Origin of the sequence: Streptomyces sp. NBRC 110028 (assembly GCF_001417735.1) — a bacterium.
In the GTDB taxonomy this organism is placed as follows: domain Bacteria; phylum Actinomycetota; class Actinomycetes; order Streptomycetales; family Streptomycetaceae; genus Streptomyces.
Map to the genome: position 1 here is coordinate 204,025 of NZ_BBUZ01000032.1, position 25,384 is coordinate 229,408.

The window sequence follows — 25,384 nt, forward strand, 5'->3', positions numbered from 1 at the left end:
ATGCACGTTCTCGTGGTGCACAACCGCTACGCCTCGGCGCAGCCGAGCGGGGAGAACAAGGTCGTCGACCAGGAGGTGGAGCTGCTGCGCGCGGCCGGCCACCGGGTCGAGGTGTTCGAGCGGCGCAGCGACGACATCGCCGCCATGTCCCTCCTCGCCAAGGCCGCGGTGCCCCTGCGGGTGCCCTGGAACCGGGCGGTCCGCGCGGAGCTGGCCGCCCGGCTGCGCACCGAGCGGCCGGACGTGGTCCACGTCCACAACGTCTTCCCGCTCCTGTCGCCCGCGGTGCTCGCCGCCTGCGCCGACGCCGGCGTACCCGCCGTCGCCACGCTGCACAACTACACCCAGGTGTGCCCGCCCGGCACGCTGCAGCGGGACGGCCGGCCGTGCACCGAGTGCGTCGGGTCGGCGGCGCCGCTGCCCGCCGTCCGGCACGGCTGCTACCGCGGCTCCCGCCTGGCGACGGTGCCGCTCGCGGTCGGCCTGTCGGCCAACCGGCGGCGATGGTGGTCCGGCGTGGAGCGGTTCTTCTGCATCTCCGCGGCGCAGCGCGACGTCCTGGTGCGGGCCGGCATGCCGGCCGAGCGGCTGGCGGTGAAGCACAACTTCGTGCCCGACCCGGGCGCCCGCCGAGTGGGCGGGGGAGAGCATCTGCTCTATCTCGGCCGGCTCGCGGAGGCCAAGGGCGTGACGCTGCTCATGGCCGCGTGGGACGAGATCGCGGCGGACGGCGGGGTGGGCGCACCGCTCGTGATCGCCGGCGCGGGGCCACTGGAGGCAGAGGTGACCGCCTGGGCGGCGGGCCGGGACGACGTGGCGTTCGTCGGCCTGCTGGACCCGGCGGAGTGCGCCGAGGCCATCGCGCGATCGGTCGCCGTGGTGGCCCCCTCGACGTGGCTGGAGGCGTTCGGCCTGGTGGTCGTGGAGGCGATGGCGGCCGGGGTGCCGGTCGTCGCCGCCGGCCACGGTGCGTTCGTCGAACTCGTCGAGGACGGCGTGACCGGGCTGCTGCACCGGCCGGGCGAGACCGCCTCGCTCGCGTCCCGCATACGCCGGATCGCGGCCGAGCCGGCCCTGGGCCGGGAGATGGGCCGGGCGGCCCGGCGCCGTTACGAACAGGGCTTCAGCCCGGCCGTCGGGCTTAAGCGCCTGGTGGAGGAGTACCGCACCGCGATCGCGGGTCGGTCAGCACTGACTCGCGGCGGGGACTCCCGCGCGAGCAGGGGGGATGGGGACAGCAGATGACACGATGCCGACTGTGCGGCTCGGAAGCGATGGCGAGCGTGGTCGACCTCGGGGCGACGCCGCCATGTGAGAGCTTTCTCGCCGCGGACCAACTGGACCAGCCGGAACCGGCGTACCCGCTGCACCTGCGGGTCTGCACCGACTGCTGGCTGGCGCAGATCCCGCCACTGATCACGCCGGAGGAGACGTTCAAGGAGTACGCGTACTTCTCCTCGTACTCGACCTCCTGGGTGGAGCACGCGCGCACGTACGTCACCGACGCCGCGGCGCGCCTCGGTCTCGGCGCCGACGCCTTCGTGGTCGAGGTGGCGAGCAACGACGGGTACCTGCTGCGACACGTGGTGGACCGGGGGATCCGCTGCCTCGGCATCGAGCCCTCGGTGAACGTGGGCGCCGCGGCGCGGGACGCGGGGGTGCCCACGCTCACGGAGTTCCTGTCCCCGGACACCGGCGCGGCCGTCCGTGCCGAGCACGGCCCGGCGAACCTGGTCGTGGCCAACAACGTGTACGCGCACATCCCCGACGTGGTCGGGTTCACCCAGGGGCTGCGCGCCCTGGTCGCCGACGACGGCTGGGTCTCCATCGAGGTGCAGCACCTGCTGACCCTGATCGAGGAGAACCAGTACGACACGATCTACCACGAGCACTTCCAGTACTACACGGTCGCCTCCGCGATCCGGGCGCTGGCGAGCGGTGGACTCACGCTCGTGGACGTCGAACTGCTGCCCACGCACGGCGGCTCCATCCGGCTGTGGGCCCGGCCCACCGAGGCGGCCGGCGAGCCGACGCAGCACGTGGCCGACGTACTGGCCCGGGAGAAGGCCGCCGGACTGCAGGAGCTGTCCGGGTACACCGAGTTCTCCGCCCGGGTGGCCAAGGTGCGCCGGGATCTGCTGCGGTTCCTTATCGAAGCGGCCGAGCGCGGGAGGAAGGTCGTCGGCTACGGCGCCCCGGGCAAGGGCAACACCCTGCTCAACCACTGCGGCATCCGGCCCGACCTGCTCCCGTACACGGTCGACCGCAACCCCTACAAGCACGGCAGGTTCACCCCGGGCACCCGCATCCCGATCCTGCCGCCCGAGCGGATAGCCGAGGACAAGCCGGACTATGTGCTCGTCCTCCCGTGGAACCTGCGGGCCGAACTGGCCGAGCAGCTGTCCTTCGTACACGACTGGGGCGGCCGGCTGGTCTTTCCCATCCCGGAACTGAGCATTGTCGAGGTCGCGTCGTGAAAGGGCACAGCATGAAGGTCGTTCTGTTCTGCGGCGGTTACGGGATGCGGATGCGCAGCGGTGCCGCGGACGATGTGCCCAAGCCCATGGCGATGGTCGGCCCCAGGCCGCTGATCTGGCACGTCATGCGCTACTACGCGCACTTCGGGCACACGGAGTTCATCCTGTGCCTCGGATACGGCGCCCACCACATCAAGGACTTCTTCCTCAACTACGAGGAGACGACGTCCAACGACTTCGTACTGCGAGGCGGGCGGACCGAGCTGCTGTCCACCGACATCTCGGACTGGACGATCACGTTCGCGCAGACCGGCGTCGAGTCGCCCATCGGGGAGCGGCTGCGCCGGGTGCGCCACCACCTGGACGGCGACGAGATGTTCCTCGCCAACTACGCCGACGTCCTCACCGACGCCCCCCTGCCGGAGATGATCGACCGGTTCCGCGCGCGCGACGCCGGTGCGTCGATGATGGTGGTACCGCCGCAGTCCTCGTTCCACTGCGTGGAGTTGGGCGAGGACGGCCTGGTGGGCGGCATCACCGCGGTGAGCGAACTGCCGCTGTGGGAGAACGGCGGCTACTTCGTGCTCCGCCAGGAGGTCTTCGACCACATCCCCGAGGACGGCGACCTGGTCGCCGACGGATGCGCACAACTGGCCAAGCGCGGAAGGCTGATGGCGCACCAGCACCGCGGCTTCTGGAAACCGACCGACACCGTCAAGGAGCGGGCCGCGCTCGACGCCGCCTACGCACGGGGCGACCGCCCGTGGGCCGTGTGGGAGCACGACAACGCGGGGGTGGGCGCGTGATCCGGCTCGGGGCCGGCCCCCTGGACCGGATCGTCGCCGTGGGCGCGCACTGCGACGACATCGCCATCGGCGCCGGCGGCACACTGCTCGCCATGTGCCTCGCGCGGCCCGGTCTCCGGGTCGACGCGCTGGTGCTCTCCGGCGGCGGCGGCGAACGCGAGCAGGAGGAGCGCGCCGCGCTCACCGCCTTCTGTCCCGGCGCCGACCTGCGGCTGACCGTGCACAAGCTGCCGGACGGCCATCTGCCCGCGCACTGGGAAGAGGCCAAGGCCGCCCTCGAGGAACTGCGCGAGCGGACCGACCCGGATCTGATCCTGGCCCCGCGCACCGACGACGCGCACCAGGACCACCGCGGCCTGGCGCGGCTGGTACCCACCGCCTTCCGCGACCACCTCGTCCTCGGCTACGAGATCGTCAAGTGGGACGGCGACCTCGGCCGCCCCGCGGCGTACCAGCCACTGTCGACGGACACCGCAGAACAGAAGGTGCGGCTGCTGCAGGAGCACTACCCCTCGCAGCGGCACCGGCCCTGGTACGACCGGGAGGCCTTCCTCGGCCTCGCGCGGATCCGCGGCATCGAATGCCACGAGGCTTACGCCGAAGCGTTCGCCGTCACCAAACTCACGCTCAACCTGGGGGGTTGAACCATGCGCGTACTGCTGACCGGACACCAGGGCTACCTGGGAACCGTCATGGCCCCGGTCCTCGCCGCCGCCGGGCACGAGGTCGTCGGCCTCGACGCCGGCCTGTTCGCCGACTGCGTCCTGGGCCCGGCTCCCGCGGACCCGCAGGGGCATCGGGTGGACCTGCGCGACGTCACGGCCGAACACGTGGCCGGGGCCGACGCCGTGATCCACCTGGCCGCCCTGTCCAACGACCCGCTGGGATCGCTGGCGCCGCAGCTCACCCACGACATCAACCACCACGCGTCCGTGCGGCTGGCCCGGCTGGCCCGCGACGCCGGAGTGCGGCGCTTCCTGTACGCGTCGACCTGCTCGGTCTACGGCGCCGCCGGCGGTGAGGACCTGGTGGCCGAGGACGCCCCGCTGCGCCCGGTGACGCCGTACGCGGAGTCCAAGGTGCGGGTGGAGGACGACCTGCACGACCTGGCCGACGGCGACTTCAGCCCGGTGTTCCTGCGCAACGCCACCGCCTTCGGCTACTCGCCCCGGCTGCGTGCCGACATCGTGCTGAACAACCTGGTGGGCCACGCCCTGTTGTCCGGCGAGGTGCTGGTGCTCTCCGACGGCACCCCCTGGCGGCCGCTGGTGCACGCCGCCGACATCGCACGGGCCTTCACGGCCGCGCTGGCCGCGCCGAGGGACGCGGTGCACGACCGGGCGTTCAACATCGGCAGCGAGGCCAACAACGTCACGGTCGCCGAGATCGCCGGGCAGGTCGCCGAGGCGGTGGCCGGCGCCGAGGTGGTGATCACCGGGGAGACCGGCGCCGATCCGCGGTCCTACCGGGTGGACTTCTCCCGCTTCCGCGCCGCGATACCCGGCTTCGACTGCGAGTGGACGGTGAAGCAGGGCGCGCTCGAACTCGCCGACGCCTACCGGAAGTTCGACCTGACCCGGGAGGACTTCGAGCGGCGCTTCACCCGCCTCGCCGTGCTGCGCGCGGCGTCCGACGCCGGCACCGTCGACGCCACCCTGCGGTGGCGCCGGTGACCACGCAGATAGGAGGAGGTGCCGGCGAGGAGATGTACGCCCTGGTGGAGCGGCTGTACCCGCTCTGCCGGAGCATCACCGGCGACGGTGTGCGCGCCACCCTGGACATCGTCGGCGAGTACATTCCGCTGCAGGTGCACGAGGTGCCGACCGGGACGCAGGTGCTCGACTGGACGGTGCCGCAGGAGTGGAACATCCGCGACGCGTACATCGCCGACTCGGACGGCCACCGGGTCGTCGACTTCCGGGCGTCCAGCCTGCACGTGCTCGGCTACAGCGTGCCGGTGTCGGCGACCATGCCGCTGTCCGAGCTGCGCGCGCACCTGTACACCCTGCCGGACCACCCGGCCTGGGTGCCCTACCGCACCAGCTACTACAAACCGGAGTGGGGGTTCTGCCTGGCCCAGGAGACCCTGGACGCGCTGCCGGACGGCGACTACGAGGTGCGTATCGACTCCACCCTCACCGACGGCCACCTCACCTACGCCGAGCACGTGGTCCCCGGGCAGGTCGCCGAAGAGGTGATCGTCTCCTGCCACGTCTGCCACCCGTCGCTGGCCAACGACAACCTGGCCGGCATCGCCGTGGCGACGTTCCTGGCCCGGGCGCTGGCGGAGCGTACGCCGTACTACACCTACCGGTTCATCTTCGCGCCCGGCACCATCGGGGCGATCACCTGGCTGGCCCGCAACGCGGAAAGGGTGAATGGGGTATCCCCCGCTCGAGCGGAGCCGAGAGCTCGGGGAAGGGTCGAGCACGGACTGGTGCTGGCCTGCGCCGGCGACCCGGGCAGCCTGACGTACAAGCAGAGCAGGCGCGGCGACGCCGAGATCGACCGGGTGATGCGGCACGTGCTGGCCGCCTCCGAACGCCCGCACCACGTGGCCGAGTTCACCCCGTACGGCTACGACGAGCGGCAGTACTGCTCGCCCGGGTTCAATCTCGGCGTGGGCTCGCTCACCCGCACCCCGTACGCGGGCTACCCCGAATACCACACCTCGGCGGACAACCTGGACTTCGTCTCCCCGGAGGCGATGGCGGACACCCTCGCCGTCTGCCGCGAGGCGTTCACCGTCCTCGACCACAACCGGCGGTACCTCAACCTCAGCCCCTACGGCGAACCCCAGCTGGGCCGTCGCGGGTTGTACGACGCGCTCGGCGGCCGCAGCGACACCAAGCAGGCCCAGATGGCCATGCTCTGGGTGCTCAACCTCTCCGACGGCGAGCACAGTCTGCTGGACATCGCCGAGCGGTCCGCACTGCCGTTCGACACCGTCGCCACCGCGGCCGGCGCCCTGCACGGCGCCGGGCTGATCAAGGCATGACGCCGATGACCACCGAGGGGGAGAATCCGCGGACGACGGTGCCACCGGCCGGATCCGCCAAGCGGGCCCTCGTCGGCCGGTTGTCCTGGGGACTGGCCGACCAGGCGGCCTCCAGCATGTCCAACTTCGCGGTCGGCATCTACGTGGCCCGCTCGCTGGGGGTGACCGCGTTCGGCGTGTTCAGCCTGGCCTGGGTGACCTACGGCGTGGTGCTCAACATCTCCCGCGGGCTGGCCACCGATCCGCTCGTGGTGCGCTTCAGCGGCGTGTCGGACGCGTCCTGGCGCGGGGCGGTGGCCCGGTCGACGGGCACCGCACTCGGCGTGGGCGTGGCCATCGGCGCGGTGTGCCTGGTGGCCGGGCCGGCCCTCGGCGGCCGCGTGGGGCCCGCGTTCGTCTGCCTCGGCGTCATGCTGCCGGGGCTGCTGCTGCAGGATGCCTGGCGGTTTTCGTTCTTCGCCGCCGGCGCCGGGCGGAAGGCGTGTCTCAACGACATCGTGTGGGGCGTCGCGCTCGTCCCGGCCATGATCGTGGCGGCCCGTGTGGGCAGCGTGGCCGGGTTCGTCCTCGCCTGGGGCGCGTCCGCCACGGTCGCGGCGGGGTACGGCTACCTCCAGTCCGGCATCCGGCCCCGGGTGACCGAGACGCGCGGGTGGCTGCGCGAGCAGCGCGACCTCGGCTACCGGTACCTGGTCGAGAACACCTGCCTCAGCGGCGCGAGCCAGCTGCGGGCGTACGGGCTCGGCGCGATCGCCGGGGTCGGCGCGGTGGGCGCGGTGCGCGGCGCCGAGCTTCTGCTCGGCCCGTTCCTCGCCGTGCTGATGGGCCTTTCGCTGGTCACCGTCCCGGAGGCGGCACGGGTACTGCGGCGGACGCCGCACCGCCTCGGCGCGTTCTGCCTCCTGCTGGGTGGCGCGCAGGCCGCCGGGGCGCTGCTCTGGGGCGGGTCGCTGCTGCTGATGCCGGACCGGCTCGGCGCGTTCGCGCTCGGCGGCGTCTGGACCTCCGCCGCACAGCTCATCGTGCCGATCACCCTCGGCGTCGCGGGCGCCGGCCTCGGCACCGGCGCGGCGGCCGGGCTGCGCGCGCTCGGCGCCGCCCGGCGCAGCCTGCGCTCCCAGCTGTTCGCCTCCGCCGCTTACGTCGGCGGCGGGCTCGGCGGGGCGGCCGTCGCCGGCACGGTCGGCTCGGCCTGGGGCGTCGCCGCCGCGACCGTCAGCGGCTCGGCCGTGTGGTGGCTGCACCTGCGGTCCGCCCTGCGCGAGCACCACCACCCCATTCCCGAAATGAGGACGACATGACCGCCCACCCCAGGCTGAGCATCGGCCTGCCCGTGTACAACGGCGAGGAGTACCTGGCCGAGTCGCTCGACGCCCTGCTCGGCCAGACCTACGAGGACTTCGAACTGGTCATCTCCGACAACGCCTCGACCGACGGAACCGAGGACATCTGCCGCAAGTACGCCGCGCAGGACGCGCGCGTCCGATACATCCGGCTGCTCCGGAACGTCGGCGCCACACCGAACCACAACTACGTGTTCACCCAATGCCGCGGCGAGCTGTTCAAGTGGGCCTCGCACGACGACCTGTACGCCCGCGACCTGCTGCGGCGTTGCGTCGAGGCGCTGGACGAACGGCCGGACGTCATCCTCGCCCACGCCGACCAGGCGGTCATCGACGGCGGCGGCCAGGTGAAAGTCCCCTACGCATACACGCTCGCCACCGACTCACCGCACCCGCCGGAGCGCTTCCGCAGCATGCTGTTCGAGCCCGGCGGCGACGACTTCTACGGGGTGATCCGGGCCGAAGCGCTGCGCCGGGTGAAGCCGATGGACAGTTACCACCACGCGGACCGCACGTTCGTCGCCGAGATCGCCCTGCACGGTCGCTTCCACCAAGTGCCCGAACTCCTGTACTTCCGCCGCGACCACCCCACCCGGGCCGAGCGGGCCAACCCCTCCAAGCGCGCCCGCTGCGTCAACCTCGACCCGCGCCGGGCGGGCCCGCTGCACCCGACGCCCCGGCTGCTCGCCGAATACGTCCGGGGCTTCGCCTCGGCGATCCGGCGGGCCCCGCTGTCCCCGGCCGACCGCCGCGCCTGCTACCGCCACCTGGCCGCATGGATGACCAGCCGGGCCCGGTCGGGCGCCGGTGAGCGGGTCGAGGACCGCGCCCCGGTCGACCCGGCCAAGCTGACCGTCTCCGTCGACGCCCTCGTCGCCGGCCGTGAAGGGAGGCGGGTATGAGGACGGCGACACGTGTGGGGCTGTTCGGCCTGCTCGGCTCCGGCAACCTCGGCAACGACGGATCACTCGAGGCCGTCCTCGGATACCTCCGCGCCGAGCACCCGGAGGCGGTCGTGGACGCGCTGTGCGGCGGTCCCGAGGCGGTGACGGCCCGGTTCGGTATCCCCGCGACACGACTGCACTGGTACCGCGGGGAGTACCGGACCGCGTCGCGTGCGGGCGCGATCGCGGGCAAGGGCCTGGGCAAACTCGTCGACGTCTTCCGCACCGCCGCCTGGGTGCGCCGGCACGACGTGGTGATCGTGCCCGGCATGGGCGTCCTGGAGGCCACGCTGCCGCTGCGGCCGTGGGGCTTCCCGTACGCGCTGTTCCTGCTCTGCGCGAGTGGCCGGCTGCTGCGCACCCGGGTCGCGCTGGTCGGCGTCGGCGCCGCCGAGATCCAAAGCCGCCCGACCCGGGCCCTGGTGCGCTGGTCGGCGCGGCTGGCCGCGTACCGGTCGTACCGGGACACCCCGTCCCGCGACGCGATGCGGGCCATGGGCGTGGACACCACGCGCGACGAGGTCCACCCCGACCTCGCCTTCTCCCTGCCGACGCCGCCGACGAGCGCGCCCCCGGGCCCGCCGGGCCTGGTCTGCCTCGGTGTCATGGACTTCCACGGCGGCAACGACGACCGCGCCCGGGCCGAGGAGATCCACCGGCGCTACCTCGACGGGACGATCCGATTCGTCCGCGCGCTGGTCGAGGAGGGCAGACCGGTCCGGCTCCTCACCGGCGACCAGTGCGATGTGGCGGTGGTCGCCGCGATCCTCGACGCGGTCGACTCACCGCTGGTCACCGCGGCCGAACCGGCCTCACTGACCGACCTGATGAACGAGATGGCGGCCGCCGAGACCGTGGTGGCCGTCCGCTACCACAACCTGATCTGCGCGCTGAAGACCGGCACGCCCGTGCTCGCCCTCTGCTATGCGGCGAAAAGCGACGCTCTCATGGACCGGATGGGCCTCGGCGCGTTCTGCCACCCGGCTCGCCAGGTCGACGCCGACCGGCTGCTCGAACAGTTCCGGGCGCTGGAGAAACGATCGGCGGAGCTACGGCAGACCCTCACCGAGCGAAACCGGGTCGCCGCACAGCAACTCGCCTCCCAGTTCACCGCCTTGACCACGACCCTGTTCCCGGCGAACGACCACGCCCACGTCCCACGGAAGGCTCCATGAAAGCGACCGCAATCCCGGAGATCACCGGCGCGTACCTGTTCGAGCCGACACCGTACGCCGACGAACGCGGCTTCTTCTGCCGCACCTTCGACGCCGATGTGATCCGCTCGGTGGGCCTCGACCCGCACGCCTTCGTCCAGGACAGCGTGTCCCGCTCGGTCCGGGGCGTACTGCGCGGCCTCCACCTGCGCTCCGGCGCCGGCGAGGCGAAGCTGGTGCGGTGCTCGTACGGACAGATCTTCGACGTCGTCGTGGACCTGCGCCCCAACTCGCCGACCTACCTGGGCCGGGCCTTCTTCGAACTGTCCGGCCAGACGCAGAGGACCCTGTACATCCCGGCGGGGTGCGCGCACGGCTTCCAGGCGCTGACCGAAACCGCCGACACCTCGTACCGGATCGACCGCCCGCACGACCCGGCCGAGGACGTGACGATCGCCTTCGACGACCCCGAGCTCGCCATACCCTGGCCCCTGCCGGTCACCTCGATGTCCCAGCGGGACCGGGAGGCACCGAGCCTCGCCGAGGTCCTGAAACACAAGGAAGGGTGAAGGCGGCTTGGACACCGAACACACCGAGCAGACCACGCAGTTCCTCCTGCCCCGGTCGCGGACGGCGAACGAGCGGCTGCACGCCCTGATCCCCGGCGGCGCGCACACCTACGCCAAGGGCGACGACCAGTACCCCGAGGACCTGGCCCCGGTCATCAGCCACGGCCGCGGCGCCCACGTATGGGACATCGACGGCAACCGCTACATCGAGTACGGCTCCGGCCTGCGGTCGGTCAGCCTCGGCCACGCCCACCCACGCGTGACCGAGGCGGTGCGGCGGGAGATCGACCGCGGCAGCAACTTCGTCCGGCCGTCCATCGTGGAGGCCGAAGCCGCGGAACGCTTCCTGGCCACCGTGCCGACCGCGGAGATGGTGAAGTTCGCGAAGAACGGCTCCGACGCCACCACCGCCGCGGTGCGCCTCGCCCGCGCCGCCACCGGGCGCCCGCGGGTGGCCATCTGCGCCGACCATCCGTTCTTCTCCGTCGACGACTGGTTCATCGGCACCACGCCGATGTCCGCCGGCATTCCGGCGGCCACCAATGAGCTGACCGTGTCCTTCCCCTACGGGGACCTGGCCGCCACGGAAGAACTGCTCACCCGGTACCAGAACGAGGTCGCCTGCCTGATCCTCGAACCCGCCACCCACACCGAGCCTTCCCCCGGGTACCTCGCCGGCCTGCGCGAGCTGGCCGACCGGCACGGCTGCGTACTGATCTTCGACGAGATGATCACCGGCTTCCGCTGGTCCGAGGCGGGCGCCCAGGGCCTGTACGGCGTCGTCCCCGACCTCTCCACCTTCGGCAAGGCGCTGGGCAACGGATTCGCCGTCTCCGCGCTGGCCGGGCGCCGCGAACTGATGGAACTGGGGGGTGTGCGTCACTCCGGCGACCGGGTGTTCCTGCTGTCCACCACGCACGGTGCGGAAACGCACTCACTGGCCGCCGCGATGACCGTGCAGACCACCTACGCCGAAGAGGGCGTCACCGCGCGACTGCACACCCTCGGCGAGAAGCTGGCCGCCGGTGTCCGCGCCGCCGCGGCCGCCACGGGCGTCGGCGAGCACATCGTCGTCCGGGGCCGGGCCAGCAACCTGGTCTTCGCCACCCTCGACGAGAACGGGCGGCCGTCGCAGCGATACCGCACCCTGTTCCTGCGCCGGCTCCTCGCGGGCGGGGTGCTCGCCCCGTCGTTCGTGGTGAGCAGCGCGCTCAGCGACGCCGACATCGATCACACCGTCGACGTGGTGGCCCAGGCCTGCGCGGTGTACCGGAAGGCCCTCGATGCCGCCGATCCCACTCCCTGGCTGGGCGGACGACCGGTGCGGCCTGTATTCCGCCGCTTGGCGTGACGTCAGCGCCGCTCGCGACGGCGGGCGTCGGCCATCCGGTCGACCAGCCACGCGGTCGCCGGAACCACCGCCAGCGCGGTGCACCAGCCGCCGAGGACGTCGGTCGGATAGTGCGCGCCCAAGGCGACCTGCGCCCACCCCATCGCGGCGCCGGCCACGAGCGCCGCGGCGAGCACGAGTGCCGTTCCGGCCGCCCTGCCGAGGCCGAGCCGGCCGGTGGCGAGCAGCGCCGCGATGAGGGCGAGCGCGGTGAGGAAGGCGGTGTGCCCGCTCGGATAGGACAGGTTGCCGTCGCCGTGGATGGTGCGTCCCACCAGATGCTTGAGCAGCGTCGCCGCCCCCACCGTCGCGGCGGCGCCGGCAACGACGAGCACCGCCGCACGAGGACGCCGAAGCAGCAGGCAGCCCGCCACGACGGCCACGATCAGCGTCGCCGCTCCGGCGGGTTCCCCCAAGAAGTCCAGGGCCAGAGCAACCCGCCTCCACGGCGGCCGCACACTGTCCGCCGTCGGCTCGACGATCCACCCGTCCACCCTGCCGGGCTCGCCGTGGCCGGCGTACCGGACCCCGAGCACGCCGACCACCAGCGCGGCCAGGACCGCGATCGAACCGAGCCACGCGCGCAGCGACCAGGGCACCACCGCGGGCGCCGACCGGCCGGTCACACGCCCACCGCGCCCGGCCGACCGGCGGTAGTGACCTCTCCGAACGCCCCCTGCCGCCCGCCGACACGGCCGGGATCGTCAGCCTGTACGGGCTGCGGGACCGGACCGCGCAAGACGACGAACCGGTCAAGCACAAACGGTGTTGGGCCGACTTCCAGGTGCGTTCCGGCCAGCCGATCCAACGCGAGCCCCCCGTCGTGTCCGACCACCCCGCAGCGACCATAACCACCCCGCGCCACCCGCTCCCGGCCCGCACGACTCCGCGGGAACCGTCAGCCGGTGGAGCCCGAACTCGCCGCCCTGGCCATCGTCCTGGCCGAGAGCATCAGATCGGCCTCTCCTACTCATCCTACCGGTAGTTGGTCAATTCCGGCGGTAGAGATCAATGCCGTGGCGGCCGGCGCCGCTGTCGCTGCCGGCGACGCAGGGCAACCACGCGGTTTTCAACGGTCTTCGTCCTCATGGTCATCGTCTTCCTCGTCGTCTTCGTCTTCACGGTCGCCTTCGCGCTCGTCTCCGCCATCGCCCTGGGACGGGCCGGCTGGGCTGTTGGTGAGCGGCGGTTGTGCGGCGGTGGAGTCGGCCGAGGGGTTTTCCTCGGGGGCGGATGAGGGGGCGAGCTCGTCCTCCTGGCCCGGAGGGGCGGTGATCGAGACTTTTCCTCCTGAGGGCCACCTGTCGCCGGAGGAGGAGGAAGCTGAGTCGATGATCGTCGACATGGCCAGGAGACACCCGGTAAGGACGAGAGCAGCAGCTGCCGCGGTGAGAACCGTGGTCTTGCGGCTCCCCAAGCGGTCCCGGACGCTCGCGTCGTCGTCGCTCTCTTCGTCGGGCCTGATCCGCGTCTCGGCGAAGTCGCTGGTCCGCCACACGCGTGTGACGGCTCGCTCATCGTCCACGTGGTGTTCCGCCAGCGGTGACGACGGATCTCGGGCTCCGGAATCGGGTGGCACATCTCCTCCTGGTAGCCGATGTCACGACGCCGGGTGCTTCGGCCTTGCGGCGGCGGATGGGGGCGGGGCCGCAGACCACCCTAGGAGCCACTGGTTCAGGGCAAGGACAGCGTTGCCACAGCGTTCAGTTAAGGAAGGACTAATTTTCGGCGGCTACGGCTGGACTGACGCGCCTGTTCGTAGCTGCGCACCGCTGGTCGCGCGGTGCGCGGCAACCCGGTTCCTGAACGTGCAGCCGTGGAACCCCATGGCGCCACCACCACGGCCGACTCTTGAGGGGTGACTTTCTCGGCGTACGTCCACCGATGCCAAAAGGCACGGCCGCCCTCATCCAGCGTCTGGCGCGAGAGAACCCGACCTGGGGATACGTCAGGATCCGAGGTGAGATGAACGTGACACCGCGCCATCACCCTGCGGAGACTGTCCGGAAGCCGGCGTTGCCCATGGATGAGTCAGGAGTGTTGGAGGAGCGGGCAGCAACGCGGTAGCGGTTGCAGTACGAGTCGTGGCACACATACGAACCACCGCGCAGTACGCGGGCGTTGCCCACCTCCGGCCCGCGCGGGTTGTCAGATGCCGACGCGCGATAGTATCCAGCACCGAACCAGTTGGCGCACCACTCCCACACGTTGCCGACCATCTGCCACAGTCCGTACCCGTGCGGCCGATAGGAGCGTACGGGTGCCGTCGTGAGCCAGCCGTCGTCCAGGGTGTTGTGGACGGGGAACTCACCCTGCCAGATGTTGCACTCCCATTCGTCACCAAGCTCATCGCCCCACGGGTAGCGGGCTCCCGTGAGACCGCCACGGGCCGTGTGTTCCCATTCGGCCTCAGTGGGCAGCCGCCTTCCGGCCCACGCGCAGTAGGCCAGTGCGTCGTGCCACGAGATGTGTACGACCGGGTGGTCACCGAGCCCGTCCAGGCGGGAACGCCGGCCGCCAGGGTGTGCCCAGTCGGCGCCACGCACCCCAAGCCACCAAGGCGCCTCGCCGGACCGGCCGGGCACGTCGCCGGGTTCGGCGCGTACGGCCAGGTGAAAGACGGCCGAGAAGCCGTATCGTTCGGCCTCGGTACGGTATCCGGTGTCGGCTACGAACGCGGCGAAGTCGTCGTTGGTGACACACGTCGCGTCTATCGTGAACTCCGGTACCCACACGGTATGCACCGGCCGCTCGCCGTCCTCGGGCCTGCCGTCGCCATGGTGGTCGCCCATCGCGAACACGCCGCCGGGGATGAGTACCTGTTCAACACCGTGCCGTGACTCAGCCGCTCCTCGCTCCACCGCCTGCCACTCCATTGCCGGCGCCGTGTTCTCCGGCACGCTCGACGACGTGCCCGCGGCGCCCGGGGGCCGGAGCCGGAGCGGTTCCGGCCCCCGGGCGGGGGTGCAGCACGGCCTGAGACCGTCGCTCACCGTTCGGCCCGCCACGAACCCGCGCCCGTCCACGTGCCATCCGTCGGACGGTAGGTGCCGACGCTTCCCAGGCCCCGGTGCGCACGGCGGCATACCCGGCGCCTGGCCCCCGGAGCCGGCGCTCCCACCCTCCGGCGGCCGACGGCGGGCTCCGTCGCCGAAGGCCGAGCCGGCAACGGACCGGCCTGCTACAAGAGGTGGCCGAGCAGCCCTTGTGATGCCCTGGACGAGTGGCCGGCCTGCGGCGCTTCGTCGTCATCGGATCAGCGCGGGGACTCCCGGCCGGCGGCCTGGCCGTGCGGTCCGGGTATGAGGGGCAACTGCTCCGCCAGGTCGCCCGGCGCCCGGCCCTGTGCCCGCGCCAGGGACCAGAACAGCAGGGCCACGCCCATGGCCCCTGGGTCGGGCGCGCCGAGGGCGCGTTGCCCGACGTAGGAGGCGCGTCCCCGGCGGGCGCGCAGGGACGCGGTGGCCCGCGCACCCGCCAGGGCGGCCGCGGCGACGTCCCGCACGTCCAGGCCCGCCTCCAGGGCGTCCCGGGCGGGGACCAGGGCGTCCACCATGGTCCGGTCCCCGGGTTCCGCCTCTCCGACCCGCTGGATCGCGGCCAGGCCCTCACGGACACCGGAACGCCAGGCCGCGCGGTCGTCGTCATGGGTGGCGAAGGCTCGGGCCAGTTCCTGGAACAGCAGACCCATGAGCGGGCCACTGGTTCCGCCGACGTCGTCCAGGAAGACCGCGGCGGCGACCGCGAAGGGCGGGTCAGCGGGGCGGGCCTCCAGCGCCGTGGAAATCCGGTCGAGTCCTTCGCGCAGGTTGTCGCCGAAGTCGCCGTCGCCGGAGAGCTGGTCGAGGGCGGTGAGCACCTCGTACGCGGTATGAGTTGCCTCGGTGTAGGTGCGCAGGACGAGCCGTGGGTCGGTGGTCATCGTGTGGACTCCTGCGCGGGGAAGGCGGGGGTGAGGGCCGGGGCGCGCCAGAAGGCGGTCCAGTCGTGACGCAGCTCGGTGATGGTGAGTGAGAAGCCGCTCATGTCCAGTGCGGGCACGACCGTGCCGACCAGCCTGTCGACCACCTCCAGCCCCCGTTCGTCGAGCAGTTGGGACACCCGGGCGTGCACCGCGTACAGTTCGAGCAGCGTGGTCGCGCCGAGTCCGTTGACCAGGAGGACCACGGAACGGCCGGACGCCGGAAGCGCGTCGAGTAGTTGTCGGGTCATGCGGTCCACGAGCCGCTCGAAACCGGGGTGCTCCAGCGTCGCGGGAGCGCGTTCGCCGTGGATGCCGACGCCGTATTCGAGTGTCCGGTCGGGGAGTTCGAAGGCCTCGCCGCCGCGGGAGGGGGACGTCTGGGCTCGTGCGGCCACCGCGATGCTGCGTGAGGCCGCAGCGAACTCGACGCCGAGCAAGGCGAGTTCGTCGAGTCCGAGCCCCGAGTCGGCGGCGCCGCCGAGGAGTTTCTCCACGATGACCGTGGCACCCGTGCCGCGGCGGCCCGTCGCCGTCTCGGCGCTTTCGGTCGCGAGGTCGTCGTCGACGAGTACGCGGCGCACCGGAATGCCGTCGGCGCGCAGACGTTCTGCCGCTATGCCGAAGTTGATGCGGTCACCGGTGTAGTTCTTCACGACATGCAGGACACCGTCGGGGCCGGCGACGGCTCTTGACGCCTCGTAGACCTGCCGGTTGTGCGGGGAGGAGAAGACGCGGCCCGGGACGGCGGCGTCCAGCATGCCGAAACCGACGAATCCGGTGTGCAGCGGCTCGTGCCCCGAGCCACCGCCGGAGACGATCCCGACGCGTCGGCCGGTGTGCCGTCGGCGGGCTGTGACGTACAGCGGGTCCTCATTGAGGTTCAGCAGCCGCGGGTGGGCCAGGGCCAGGCCGTGAAGGGCCTGTTCCACGGGGCTTTCGGCGGGCAGGAACAGACGGTTCACGAGACCTTGGTCCCTTCGGGGAGATGCGGGGCGCTCGTGGGACGGGTGAGGTGGTCGGGGGCTTCGCCCGCACCCAGGCGGGTCGCGGCCACACCGGAGACGACGGCCACGCCGACGCAGTAGATGATCAGCCATGCCCAATGGCCGCCTCCGGCGGACAGCAGGGCCGTGCCGATGAGCGGGGACAGTCCACCGCCGAGCGTGGCCCCGAACTGCTGGGTGACCGACAGCCCGGTGTAGCGGATGTTGACCGGGTAGAGGTTGCAGAACAGGGCGCCCTGCGCGCCGTACATCGCGCCGTGCCCGACGCCGAGCCCGAGCGTCATCCCGAGGACATACCCCCAGAAGTGGCCAGTCTCCATCAGTAGGAAGAACGGTACGGCGAGGACGGCCTGGAAGGCGGCCCCGGCGACATAGACCTTGCGCCGTCCGATGCGGTCGGACAGGGCGCCGAACAAGGGGAGGGTGCAGCACTCGACGGCGCAGGCGATCAGCACGGCGAGCAGTACCGGGCCCTTGGCCAGGTCGAGTTCGGTGGTGACGTAGGTGATGGCCACCACGTAGTAGATGTTGAACAGACCGCTCTCGGCGATTTTGGCGAGAATGGAGAGGACGACGGTTCCGGGTCGCCGGGTCACGACCTCCCGCACGGGCAGGCTGTGCACCTCGCGGTTCTCGCGCATCTTGACGAACTCGGGGCTCTCGGTGATGTGCAGCCGGATCCAGATGCCGACCCCGACCAGGAGAAGACTGGCGAGGAAGGGCAGGCGCCAGGCCCAGGACTCGTAGGAACCCGAGGGCAGCGTGGCGTCCAGAGCGGTGACCAGACCCACCGGGATCAGAACACCGGCGGGCGTGCCGATGTGTACGAGTGAGGTGAAGAAGCCCTGACGGGAAGGAGGGCTGTACTCCAGAGCCATGAGTACGCCGCCGCCGTACTCGCCGCCCATGCCCAGGCCCTGGATCAGCCGGATCAGGACGAGCAGGAGCGGCGCGGCGATGCCGATGCTGCCGTACGAGGGGAGCAGGCCGATCGCGAACGTCCCGAGGCCCATCATGAGCATCGTGATGACCAGGATGTTCTTTCGGCCGAGGCGGTCTCCGAAGTGGCCGAAGAGGATGCCACCGAGCGGGCGGGCCGCGTAGCCGACGAAGTACGTGGCGAAGGCGGCCAGGGTGCCGACCAGAGGGGAGGCGTCGGGGAAGAAGATCTTGTCGAAGACCAGCGCCGCGGTGGTGGCATAGAGGGTGAAGTCGTAGTACTCGACGGTGGTGCCCAGTGCGCTGGCGGTGACGACTTTGCGCAGGGAGGACGCCCGGGAATCGGGGGTCGCGGCCGGTGAGGGCATGCTCGCTCCATTGCGATGGCGGCTCGGATGACGCGGTCGGCGCCCTTGCCTCATGGTGGGCGGGCGGGACCGTGCCCGGAAAGCGGCGGTTCTCCTGGAGGGGTCCGCGTGCTAACATCTGATGTATCAGACATTACATCCGCGCTGTTCTTGCGGCAATACCCGGGAGATGCACGTGAAGGACGTCCAGCTCGGTGGCATGATCTCCACTGTCGTCACGCCGTTCGACGCGAACGACGAGGTCGATCTCGACCTCCTGCGCGGCGAGGTCAAGTACCTACTCGACCAGGGTGTGACCGCCATCTGCGCCTGCGGCAGCACGGGCGAGGGGCAGACCCTCTCCCTGGAGGAGAGCGCCGCGATCTGCGCCACCGTCGTCGACGAGGTGGCCGGCCGGGTCCCCGTGATCGGCGGTGTCATCCAGAACTCCACGGCCCAGGCCAAGCGCTATTCGCTCGCGCTCAAGGAGGCCGGCGTCGATGCCCTCCAGGTCACCCCGGTCCACTATGTCTTCGCACCCTCGCCGGAGGAGACCGTCGCGCACTACCGCGAGATCGGTGAGGCCACGGATCTGCCCATCGTGCTCTACAACGTGGTGCCCTGGGCGCTCGTCCCGGTGAGCACGGTCGAACTGCTGCGGGACGTGCCGCACGTCGTCGCCATCAAACAGTCCGGCGGCGACGTCCATCTGCTCGCCGACTTGCTGCACCGCATGCGCGACCGGTTCACCGTGCTCGCCGCACTCGACGACCTGCACTACCCGGCGTTCGTCATGGGTGCCCACGGTGCTCTCGCCGCCATCCCGACCGTCACCCCGCGCCTGAGCGTCGAACTGTGGGACGCCGTCCAGGCCGGCGACCATGCCAAGGCGCTCGCCCTGCACGAGCGGATCCTCACAGTCTGGCGCGCGATCGACGCGCCCAACCTGCCCGCGACGCTGAAGGCCGCGCTGGAACTCCAGGGCCGCTCGCCCGGCCTGCCACGCCGGCCTTTCAAGCCCGCCACCGAAACCGAGCGCGAGCGCATCGAGGCCGCCTTGCGCGAGGCTCATCTGATCGATTAGATGCTGTATCCACGGCGTCGGGCCCGCACCGCCGACAGGCGCCGTAGCGATTCTTGGAGAAGAAGGGCGATCATGACCACCCCGTCCGTCCGCAGCCATCGTGGCACCGCCCCCCTGGTTGTGGAGTCGATCTCCGAGCAGCTCTACTCCATCTTGTGCGAGCGCATCACCACCGGCGTGTACGCGCCCGGATCCCGGCTCGATCCGCAGGCCATCGCGAACGAGTTCGGCGTGTCGCGCACCCCGGTGCGCGACACGCTGGTGCGTCTGGAACACGACCGGCTCGTCGAGACGCGTCCACGCTCCGGCACATTCGTCACCCGACCCACCCACCAGGACGTGCACGAGGTGTGTCAACTGCGCAAGGGCCTGGAGTGGCTCGCCACGGGCGTCGCCGCCGAAGCGATGTCGCAGGAGCAGATCGCCGATCTGCGTGAGGAGTCCCTGGCCGCGCTGCGCGCCGCTGAACAGGGCGACTACGAACCGTTCTTCCTCAGTGACACCCGCATCCACCGCGAGATCATCGCCAGCACCGGCAACAGCCGCCTGATCGCGGCCCGCGAATCGGTCGAACCCTTCGTCTACTGGCTGCGTGTCCTCGGCGCCACCGGCCCGCACCGCCTCGCCGGATCCACCCAGCGGCACCTCGAGATCCTCGATGCCATGGCGGCCCGAGACGTCGCCGCCGCTCAGGAGGCCGCGGCACTCCACCTCGCCGAGGTGGAGGAGTGGACGCTGGCCGACATGGCCTCCCACGAGATCGTCACCTGACCCTTTCCGAACTCCCTCCGTGAACACCGTTTCGCCCCGCACCGCCCGCCGTACGGGGCGCCACCATCCCCGAGAGCGGACTCGTCGAGCCGTGGGGACAGGCCGTCACGGACAGCCGGGCGAGCCTCCCGCGCGTCCAGCCGTGTCGGCCGGACCAGCGGGCGCCGGCCGGTCAGGTGAACGACGGGCCGCGCTTCTCGGTGAACGCGGCGAGGCCCTCGGCCGCGTCCCTGCTCCCGGCGGCAGCCCGCAGCGCCGTCTGCTCGCGCTCGAGCCCCTCCGCGGGAGCCGGCAGGGCCTGCCGGCGCACCAGGTGTTTCGTCGCCGGGAGAGCCTCCGCCGAACCGTCCGCGAGCGTCTCGGCGAGGTGCCGTGCCCGCGTCATCAGGCCCTCCGGCTGCACGACCTCCGTGACCAGGCACTGCCACAGCGCGGTCCCGGCGTTCATGACCGGATTCACGAGGGCCGCATGGAGTAACCGGTGGACGCCGAGTGACGCCGACAGCATCGTCGTCCCTCCCGCCGGGAGTCAGCCCCAGTTTCGTGTATCCGAGCGTGAACCTGGCGCGGCTGCTGGCCGGCACGGTGTCCCGGCCGTGGCCAGCGGCATGCCCGCACCCGCCGCGGCACCGTCGACCACCGACAAGACGATCGAGTCGAGCGACTGCAGTCCGGACACCGCGGCGGGCAGCCTGGTCGCGAGCTCGTCGATGCAGCCCTGGTGATCCTGGGACGAGGCGAATGTCGCGACGTCACCGCCGAAACACCACACGTCCTCGCCACCCGTCAGCACGAGTACCTCGGGATGCCGGGTGCGCGCCTGGTCGGTCACCCCGAGCAGCGTCGGCGTGGGCCGCGGGTCGGCATCTACGCCTCCGCGCGGACCACGGGCGTGGCGTCCGGGGTGATCGTCGCGGCGTCAGCGGGAGCCGAGCCCCTCGCGCAGCATCGAGAGCCGAACGCCGTAGGGAAGTCGCAGGCCGGCGTGGGCGACACCATGGCGCCAGACGGTGACAGGACGGCGCAGCACCTCCAGGCCCTCGGTGAGCAGGTTGCCGTCCGCCAGCAGCAGGTCGGCGTGCTTGCCGGGCTCGATGGAGCCGTACCGCTCCCCGACGCCCGCCATGTCGGCCGCCGTGGACGTGGCGGCCGGCAGCAGGTCGAGCACATCGGCTCCGGTCGCCTCACCGATCAGCTCGAGCTCCTCGACGACCTCGCCCGAGGTGTCGGTGCCGGCGGCGACCGGTACCCCGGCCTCCCAGGCCAGGCGCACGCTCTCCATGTGCGGGGCGACGATGTCGTCCATGATTCGTTGGTACATGTGCTCGTTGCCCACCAGCCGGTGCTGGAAGCCGATGGCGATGACACTGGAGAGCGTCGGCACCAGCGACGTGCCGTGCTCGAGCATCGCGGTGATCACCTGGGGGGTGCAGAAAGCGCCGTGCTCGATGGTGTCGCTGCCGGCCCGCACCGCGTTGAGGATCGCCTCGGTGCTGTAGGCGTGGGTTGCGGTGCGCTTGTTGAACTTGTGCGCCTCGGCGATGCCGGCGCGGAGCTCCTCGGTGGTCAGCTCCGGGATGCCCGGGTCCTCCTCGGGGTAGGTGCCCAGACCGCCGGAGCCCATGAACTTCATGACCGCCGCGCCCTTGGCCAGTTGACGGCGCACCGCCCGGACCACCTCGACGGGGCCGTCGGCCTCCTCCGCGCCCCAGTGGCCGGCGTGCCCGCCCGTGATGCAGATCGGGTCGCCGCCGGAGATCACCGAGGAACCGGGGACGACGCCCTCGCGCACCGCCCGCGAGGTCTGGATGCCGGTCGTGCCGGGCAGGCCGAAGTCGCGGATGTGGGTGACGCCCGAGCGCAGCTGGGCCAGCACGTTGGCGGCCGCGTGCAGCGTGAGGAACTCCACCGGCTGGCGCATCAGGATGTCGCTCTGGGCGCGGTAGGTGGTGGAGAGGTCGGAGATCCGCAGCTTCTTACGGGCGATGTGGTCGTGCATGTTGAACAGGCCGGGGGTCAGCGTGCCGCCCGCGCCGTCCACCCGCTCCTCGGCGGCCGGCGCGGTCTCACCGGTGCCGCCGACGGAAGCGATGACGTCGTCCTCGATGAGCACCCAGCCCCCCTGATGGACCTCACGGTGCTTGCCGGTGACGACGGTGACGTTGTTGATGAGCGTGCGCATGGCCTTCCTTCATCTGTGGTGTCCGGTGGTCGCCGAGGGCGCCACGCTCTCGCGCAGCGCGGCGATCTGGCCGGCGATCTGGCGGGCCTGCTGCAGCGTGCGCGCCGTGGCGCCCGGTTGCGGCAGGTTGGCGATGTTCCACTCCAGGGGCTGCACCGGGATGCCGAGCGCGAAGAGTGTGGGGTCGGCCGTGCCGTCGGCTCCGATCACGCGGCACGGGGCGGGTGATCCGGTGCGAGTCACATCGAGGCCGCCCGTGGGATGTCCGTCGGTCAGCTCGGCGAGGCGACAGGTGCCCCGCTCCAGCAGGTCGCGCACCAGGGACGAGGTCGTCAGGCGCAGATCGTCGGCCGGCAGCCGGGCCTCCACCAGAGCGCGCACCGGACGCTCGGGCAGCGTCTGCGAGCTGAGCACGAAGCCGCGCTGCTCGTCGGAGTCGACGCGCGCGCGTCGGCCGGCCAGTCTCACCAGGCCCGCCTCCATGAGCGCCAGCAGCTCCACCACCCGTGACACGGGTGGGCCGGCGGCCACGAAGCCGCCGACCGTGCGGAACCAGCCCTGCAGGTCACCGAGTACCGACTCGGGCGACATGGCGCCGTGCGCGACGAGCTCGCGAACGGCGTCCTTGGCCTGTGCGAGGCGTTCGCCGACGGCGATGGCCGGCCCGGCGGGCTCCGCCGTCGCCTGCGCCACCAGGTCGGTGAGGAAGGCACGCACGAGGTGTTCCGCCTCGGCGTGGTCGACGATGCCCCGCAGCGGATCGCAGAGCCGGTCGAGGTCGAATGGCGGCGCACCAGGCAACTGGACGGCGCACCAGCGCTCGACCTCGGGCCCTTCGGCGGGAAGATCGCGCAGCTGCCGCGCCAGCCAGTCGGGCCGCGTCCGCGGACAGGCGCTCATCAGCCAGGCGTGACGCATCTCGCGCACCACGACGGGCCACACGTCGCGTCGCAGGTCCAGGCCGCCGCCGTCCCGGGCGATATGCGCGGCGATCCAGTCGGCGTTCATGAACGCCGGCCGCTGCCCGGTGGGGCGCCTCGACCGGGGCAGATAGGGAACGCCGCGGCCCGAGCCGACCCAGAGGACGGGCTCCTCGCCGCTGGCCTGATAGCGCACGACATCGCCGTCGTGGGTGAAGCGGCCGCCGCGCGCCACGGTGCACAGCGCCATGACGTCGTAGAAGTTCAGCCCGGCGCCGAGCACGGCGACATCGTCGCCGGGGCCGATTCGGGTCCAGTCGGCCTCGGCGGCCGGGCCGGGCGCGACATAGCCGAGCCCGTGCCGGGCGGCGAACTCGGCCCGCGCCCGCTCGACCTCGCCCATCTCGACGTCGAGGTGGCCGAGCGCCAGGACGACGGCGTCCGCCTCCAGGGGCGTACCGTCCTCCAGGAGCACCCGGTGGCGGCGCTCGCGACCGGGCTCGAGCCGGACGGCCTCGGCACGCGCCAGCGCGGCCCCGCCCGCGAGCAGCCGCTCGAGGACCCACCTGGTGTAGCCGCCGAAGAGTGCCCGCGAGCCGAAGTCAGTGGGGCCCAGAGGGGTGGCGCCGCCGATGTCGGGGCCATAAGAGGCGTACCAGTCGGCGAACGTGGGCGCCTCGCCGGTGGACGGCGCGAAGAGGGTCGCCTGCTGTAGCCGCGAGTTCATCAGCAGGCTGCGGTCCTGGTCCTCGCGCCACACCCGGCCACCCGGATGCGGGTCGACCAGCGTCAGGGATACCCCGCCCGCCAGCGCCGCCTGGATCTCCAGCGCCGTGGCCAGACCGCGAGGGCCTGCTCCGACGACCACCACGCTCAGCGGTGGCTCCGGGGGTTTCCGGCCGTTCATGCAAGCCGCCGTGCCGCGACCAGCGCCTCGAGGCGCGAGAGCAGGAAGTCGATCCCGACGACCACCAGCGCGGTGATGACCAGGCCGGCGAAGATGTCGGAGGTTCGCAGCGTCGACTGCCCCTGCAGGATGAGGTAGCCCAGGCCCTGCTTCGAGCCCAGGTACTCGGCGACCACGGCAGCGCTGAAGGCGAAACCGAGGCTGCTGCGCAGGCCCACCACCAGCCACACGAACGTGGCCGGCAGGTACAGCTTGCGGTAGAGGTCCCAGCGACCGGCGCCGAACAGCCGCACCTGAGAGATCAGCTGTGGGTCGACGTTGCGCACGCCGGCGTAGACGCTGAAGAACACCAACACCACCACCGCCAGCGCCGCGGCGGCCACCTTCGAGGCCAGCCCGAGGCCGAACCAGAGGATCAGGAATGGTACCAGCGCGATTTTGGGCACCGAGTACAGGGCGGTGAAGAACGGTTCGAGGATCGGCCCCAGCCGCCGCGTGGTCCCGAGCCACAACGCCAGGACGACGCCCGCGAAAGCGCCGAGCGCGTATCCGAGCACGGCCTCCGTCAGCGTCGTGCCGATGCTCGGGAACAGGATGCCCTCGCTCTGCCAGCGCTGGACGGAGTCGACCACGGCCGCGGGCGAGGCGTAGAAGAACGGCGCCAGCGCGCCCGTGCGCGCCCCGAGTTCCCAGCCGCCGATGATGACGACCGCCGCGGTCAGCTGCAGCGCCAGTCGCGTTCCGGCCGAATAGTGGGGTCGACGGAACGGGCGCTTGCGCGTGCGCTCAACCGACATGGCTCGCCGCCCGGCGGTCCTCGACGACGTCGAGTTCGTCGCGCAGCTCCGACCAGAACAGGCCGCGTGCCTCGGCGAATCCCGGCAGCGACTGCACGGCGGCGACACCGCGGTCGCGGGGCAGGTCGATGTCGTGGACCGCCTTGATGGTGCCGGGCCGTTTGGAGAACACCGCCACCTTGTCGGAGAGCGCCACGGCCTCGTCGAGGTCGTGGGTCACGAACAGCACTGTGGCGCCGATCTCGCGGCAGAGGTCCTTGAGCAACTGCTGCATGTTGATGCGCGTGAAGGCGTCCAGGGCGCCGAACGGCTCGTCCATCAAGATGATGGAGGGGTCATAGACGAGGGTGGCGGCCAGCTGGGCGCGCTTGCGCATGCCGCCGGAGAGGGCGGAGGGCAGCGAGTCGGCGAAGTCGCCCAGCCCGACCTCCTCGATCAGCTGCTGCACGCGGTCGGCCTTCGCGCGGTACTCCCCGCGGATCTCCAGGGCCAGCGAGATGTTCTTGCGCACGCTGCGCCACGGCAGCAGGGCGTCGCCCTGAAGCATCATCGCGGTGTCGCGGCGAATGCCCCTGACATCGCCTCCGTCGACGACCACGCGGCCGTCCTGCACCGGCACGAGTCCGGAGATCAGCGAGAGCAGCGTCGACTTGCCGCAGCCCGATGGGCCGACGACCGAGACGAAGGAACCTTTCTCCACCTCCAGGTCGACGTCGGTGATGGCGAGCACCTCGCCGGTCTTGGTGCGGAACCGGTGCGAGAGCGACTCGAGCCGAATCATGGGGGCG

At 71.5% G+C, this 25,384-nt stretch carries 23 protein-coding genes and 1 pseudogene; 13 read left to right on the forward strand and 11 right to left on the reverse strand.

The window, feature by feature from the left end:
- Genes ASC60_RS25160 through ASC60_RS25210 form a run of 11 tightly spaced genes read left to right on the forward strand, consistent with a single transcriptional unit; the run spans position 1 to position 11,642 of the window.
- On the forward strand, positions 1-1,245 hold the full coding sequence (locus ASC60_RS25160; RefSeq protein WP_055554720.1) for a glycosyltransferase: 1,245 nt from the start codon (positions 1-3) through the stop codon (positions 1,243-1,245).
- Positions 1,242-2,477, forward strand: a complete 1,236-nt coding sequence (locus ASC60_RS25165) for a class I SAM-dependent methyltransferase (protein WP_055554722.1) — start codon at positions 1,242-1,244, stop codon at positions 2,475-2,477. Before ASC60_RS25160 ends, ASC60_RS25165 begins: the two co-directional genes overlap by 4 nt.
- A gap of 11 nt (positions 2,478-2,488) precedes the next feature.
- Positions 2,489-3,283: a hypothetical protein gene (locus ASC60_RS25170; RefSeq protein ID WP_055554724.1), complete on the forward strand. Its 795-nt coding sequence runs from the start codon at positions 2,489-2,491 to the stop codon at positions 3,281-3,283.
- The gene (locus tag ASC60_RS25175) at positions 3,280-3,927 is read left to right on the forward strand and encodes a PIG-L deacetylase family protein (protein ID WP_055554726.1); all 648 of its coding nucleotides are present in this window, start codon (positions 3,280-3,282) and stop codon (positions 3,925-3,927) included. Before ASC60_RS25170 ends, ASC60_RS25175 begins: the two co-directional genes overlap by 4 nt.
- A gap of 3 nt (positions 3,928-3,930) precedes the next feature.
- Positions 3,931-4,956 carry an NAD(P)-dependent oxidoreductase gene (locus ASC60_RS25180; RefSeq protein WP_055554728.1) on the forward strand — a complete coding sequence of 342 codons (1,026 nt, stop codon included), beginning with the start codon at positions 3,931-3,933 and terminating at the stop codon, positions 4,954-4,956.
- A gap of 32 nt (positions 4,957-4,988) precedes the next feature.
- Positions 4,989-6,281 (forward strand): DUF4910 domain-containing protein, encoded by a 1,293-nt coding sequence (locus ASC60_RS25185; RefSeq protein ID WP_107097158.1) that lies wholly within the window; start codon positions 4,989-4,991, stop codon positions 6,279-6,281.
- Positions 6,278-7,582, forward strand: a complete 1,305-nt coding sequence (locus ASC60_RS25190) for a hypothetical protein (RefSeq protein WP_107097159.1) — start codon at positions 6,278-6,280, stop codon at positions 7,580-7,582. The genes ASC60_RS25185 and ASC60_RS25190 overlap by 4 nt, the downstream gene beginning before the upstream one ends.
- Positions 7,579-8,526, forward strand: a complete 948-nt coding sequence (locus ASC60_RS25195; RefSeq protein ID WP_055554734.1) for a glycosyltransferase family 2 protein — start codon at positions 7,579-7,581, stop codon at positions 8,524-8,526. The genes ASC60_RS25190 and ASC60_RS25195 overlap by 4 nt, the downstream gene beginning before the upstream one ends.
- A complete protein-coding gene (locus ASC60_RS25200) occupies positions 8,523-9,743 on the forward strand; it encodes a polysaccharide pyruvyl transferase family protein (RefSeq protein ID WP_055554736.1) in 1,221 nt (406 codons plus the stop codon). The genes ASC60_RS25195 and ASC60_RS25200 overlap by 4 nt, the downstream gene beginning before the upstream one ends.
- Entirely contained in the window at positions 9,740-10,291 is a 552-nt protein-coding gene (gene rfbC, locus ASC60_RS25205) for a dTDP-4-dehydrorhamnose 3,5-epimerase (protein ID WP_055554738.1), read from the forward strand. Before ASC60_RS25200 ends, rfbC begins: the two co-directional genes overlap by 4 nt.
- Before the next feature lie 7 nt (positions 10,292-10,298).
- Positions 10,299-11,642 (forward strand): glutamate-1-semialdehyde 2,1-aminomutase, encoded by a 1,344-nt coding sequence (locus tag ASC60_RS25210; protein WP_055554739.1) that lies wholly within the window; start codon positions 10,299-10,301, stop codon positions 11,640-11,642.
- Positions 11,643-11,644: 2 nt separating this feature from the next.
- On the opposite strand, the gene ASC60_RS25215 is transcribed toward ASC60_RS25210, so the two are convergent.
- The 6 genes from ASC60_RS25215 to ASC60_RS25240 form a co-directional block, all read right to left on the reverse strand.
- The gene (locus ASC60_RS25215) at positions 11,645-12,307 is read right to left on the reverse strand and encodes a phosphatase PAP2 family protein (RefSeq protein ID WP_055554741.1); all 663 of its coding nucleotides are present in this window, start codon (positions 12,305-12,307) and stop codon (positions 11,645-11,647) included.
- Between the two features lie 443 nt (positions 12,308-12,750).
- Positions 12,751-13,206 (reverse strand): hypothetical protein, encoded by a 456-nt coding sequence (locus ASC60_RS25220; RefSeq protein ID WP_055554743.1) that lies wholly within the window; start codon positions 13,204-13,206, stop codon positions 12,751-12,753.
- A gap of 460 nt (positions 13,207-13,666) precedes the next feature.
- The gene (locus ASC60_RS25225; protein WP_055554745.1) at positions 13,667-14,557 is read right to left on the reverse strand and encodes a formylglycine-generating enzyme family protein; all 891 of its coding nucleotides are present in this window, start codon (positions 14,555-14,557) and stop codon (positions 13,667-13,669) included.
- Between the two features lie 380 nt (positions 14,558-14,937).
- Positions 14,938-15,603, reverse strand: coding sequence for a DAK2 domain-containing protein (locus ASC60_RS25230; protein ID WP_055554747.1), 666 nt, complete (start codon positions 15,601-15,603; stop codon positions 14,938-14,940).
- Positions 15,600-16,607: a dihydroxyacetone kinase subunit DhaK gene (locus tag ASC60_RS25235; RefSeq protein ID WP_055554749.1), complete on the reverse strand. Its 1,008-nt coding sequence runs from the start codon at positions 16,605-16,607 to the stop codon at positions 15,600-15,602. Before ASC60_RS25235 ends, ASC60_RS25230 begins: the two co-directional genes overlap by 4 nt.
- Positions 16,604-17,956 (reverse strand): MFS transporter, encoded by a 1,353-nt coding sequence (locus ASC60_RS25240; RefSeq protein ID WP_055554751.1) that lies wholly within the window; start codon positions 17,954-17,956, stop codon positions 16,604-16,606. The genes ASC60_RS25235 and ASC60_RS25240 overlap by 4 nt, the downstream gene beginning before the upstream one ends.
- Positions 17,957-18,125: 169 nt before the next feature.
- On the opposite strand from ASC60_RS25240, the gene ASC60_RS25245 reads away from it, so the two are divergent.
- The gene (locus ASC60_RS25245; protein WP_234357114.1) at positions 18,126-19,019 is read left to right on the forward strand and encodes a dihydrodipicolinate synthase family protein; all 894 of its coding nucleotides are present in this window, start codon (positions 18,126-18,128) and stop codon (positions 19,017-19,019) included.
- A gap of 72 nt (positions 19,020-19,091) precedes the next feature.
- Positions 19,092-19,790: a GntR family transcriptional regulator gene (locus ASC60_RS25250; RefSeq protein WP_055554753.1), complete on the forward strand. Its 699-nt coding sequence runs from the start codon at positions 19,092-19,094 to the stop codon at positions 19,788-19,790.
- Positions 19,791-19,962: 172 nt separating this feature from the next.
- On the opposite strand, the pseudogene ASC60_RS43150 reads toward ASC60_RS25250, so the two are convergent.
- The 5 genes and pseudogenes from ASC60_RS43150 to ASC60_RS25280 all read right to left on the reverse strand — a co-directional run bounded on the left by ASC60_RS43150 (position 19,963) and on the right by ASC60_RS25280 (position 25,377).
- A pseudogene (locus ASC60_RS43150) lies at positions 19,963-20,622 on the reverse strand (enoyl-CoA hydratase/isomerase family protein).
- A gap of 87 nt (positions 20,623-20,709) precedes the next feature.
- Positions 20,710-21,972, reverse strand: a complete 1,263-nt coding sequence (locus ASC60_RS25265) for an amidohydrolase family protein (RefSeq protein WP_055554759.1) — start codon at positions 21,970-21,972, stop codon at positions 20,710-20,712.
- A 9-nt stretch (positions 21,973-21,981) separates the two neighbouring features.
- A complete protein-coding gene (locus tag ASC60_RS25270) occupies positions 21,982-23,799 on the reverse strand; it encodes an FAD/NAD(P)-binding protein (protein WP_079038594.1) in 1,818 nt (605 codons plus the stop codon).
- Positions 23,796-24,596 (reverse strand): ABC transporter permease, encoded by an 801-nt coding sequence (locus ASC60_RS25275; protein WP_055554763.1) that lies wholly within the window; start codon positions 24,594-24,596, stop codon positions 23,796-23,798. The genes ASC60_RS25270 and ASC60_RS25275 overlap by 4 nt, the downstream gene beginning before the upstream one ends.
- The gene (locus ASC60_RS25280) at positions 24,586-25,377 is read right to left on the reverse strand and encodes an ABC transporter ATP-binding protein (RefSeq protein WP_055554764.1); all 792 of its coding nucleotides are present in this window, start codon (positions 25,375-25,377) and stop codon (positions 24,586-24,588) included. Before ASC60_RS25280 ends, ASC60_RS25275 begins: the two co-directional genes overlap by 11 nt.
- Between the last annotated feature and the right edge of the window lie 7 nt (positions 25,378-25,384).

Coding starts and splice junctions, on each gene's coding strand:
- ASC60_RS25160 (WP_055554720.1), top strand. CDS start 1: ATGCACGTTCTCGTGGTGCACAACCGCTACGCCTCGGCGCAGCCGAGC.
- ASC60_RS25165 (WP_055554722.1), top strand. CDS start 1,242: ATGACACGATGCCGACTGTGCGGCTCGGAAGCGATGGCGAGCGTGGTC.
- ASC60_RS25170 (WP_055554724.1), top strand. CDS start 2,489: ATGAAGGTCGTTCTGTTCTGCGGCGGTTACGGGATGCGGATGCGCAGC.
- ASC60_RS25180 (WP_055554728.1), top strand. CDS start 3,931: ATGCGCGTACTGCTGACCGGACACCAGGGCTACCTGGGAACCGTCATG.
- ASC60_RS25185 (WP_107097158.1), top strand. CDS start 4,989: ATGTACGCCCTGGTGGAGCGGCTGTACCCGCTCTGCCGGAGCATCACC.
- ASC60_RS25190 (WP_107097159.1), top strand. CDS start 6,278: ATGACGCCGATGACCACCGAGGGGGAGAATCCGCGGACGACGGTGCCA.
- ASC60_RS25195 (WP_055554734.1), top strand. CDS start 7,579: ATGACCGCCCACCCCAGGCTGAGCATCGGCCTGCCCGTGTACAACGGC.
- ASC60_RS25200 (WP_055554736.1), top strand. CDS start 8,523: ATGAGGACGGCGACACGTGTGGGGCTGTTCGGCCTGCTCGGCTCCGGC.
- rfbC (WP_055554738.1), top strand. CDS start 9,740: ATGAAAGCGACCGCAATCCCGGAGATCACCGGCGCGTACCTGTTCGAG.
- ASC60_RS25225 (WP_055554745.1), bottom strand. CDS start 14,557: ATGGAGTGGCAGGCGGTGGAGCGAGGAGCGGCTGAGTCACGGCACGGT.
- ASC60_RS25230 (WP_055554747.1), bottom strand. CDS start 15,603: ATGACCACCGACCCACGGCTCGTCCTGCGCACCTACACCGAGGCAACT.
- ASC60_RS25240 (WP_055554751.1), bottom strand. CDS start 17,956: ATGCCCTCACCGGCCGCGACCCCCGATTCCCGGGCGTCCTCCCTGCGC.
- ASC60_RS25245 (WP_234357114.1), top strand. CDS start 18,126: ATGCACGTGAAGGACGTCCAGCTCGGTGGCATGATCTCCACTGTCGTC.
- ASC60_RS25250 (WP_055554753.1), top strand. CDS start 19,092: ATGACCACCCCGTCCGTCCGCAGCCATCGTGGCACCGCCCCCCTGGTT.
- ASC60_RS25265 (WP_055554759.1), bottom strand. CDS start 21,972: ATGCGCACGCTCATCAACAACGTCACCGTCGTCACCGGCAAGCACCGT.
- ASC60_RS25270 (WP_079038594.1), bottom strand. CDS start 23,799: ATGAACGGCCGGAAACCCCCGGAGCCACCGCTGAGCGTGGTGGTCGTC.
- ASC60_RS25275 (WP_055554763.1), bottom strand. CDS start 24,596: ATGTCGGTTGAGCGCACGCGCAAGCGCCCGTTCCGTCGACCCCACTAT.
- ASC60_RS25280 (WP_055554764.1), bottom strand. CDS start 25,377: ATGATTCGGCTCGAGTCGCTCTCGCACCGGTTCCGCACCAAGACCGGC.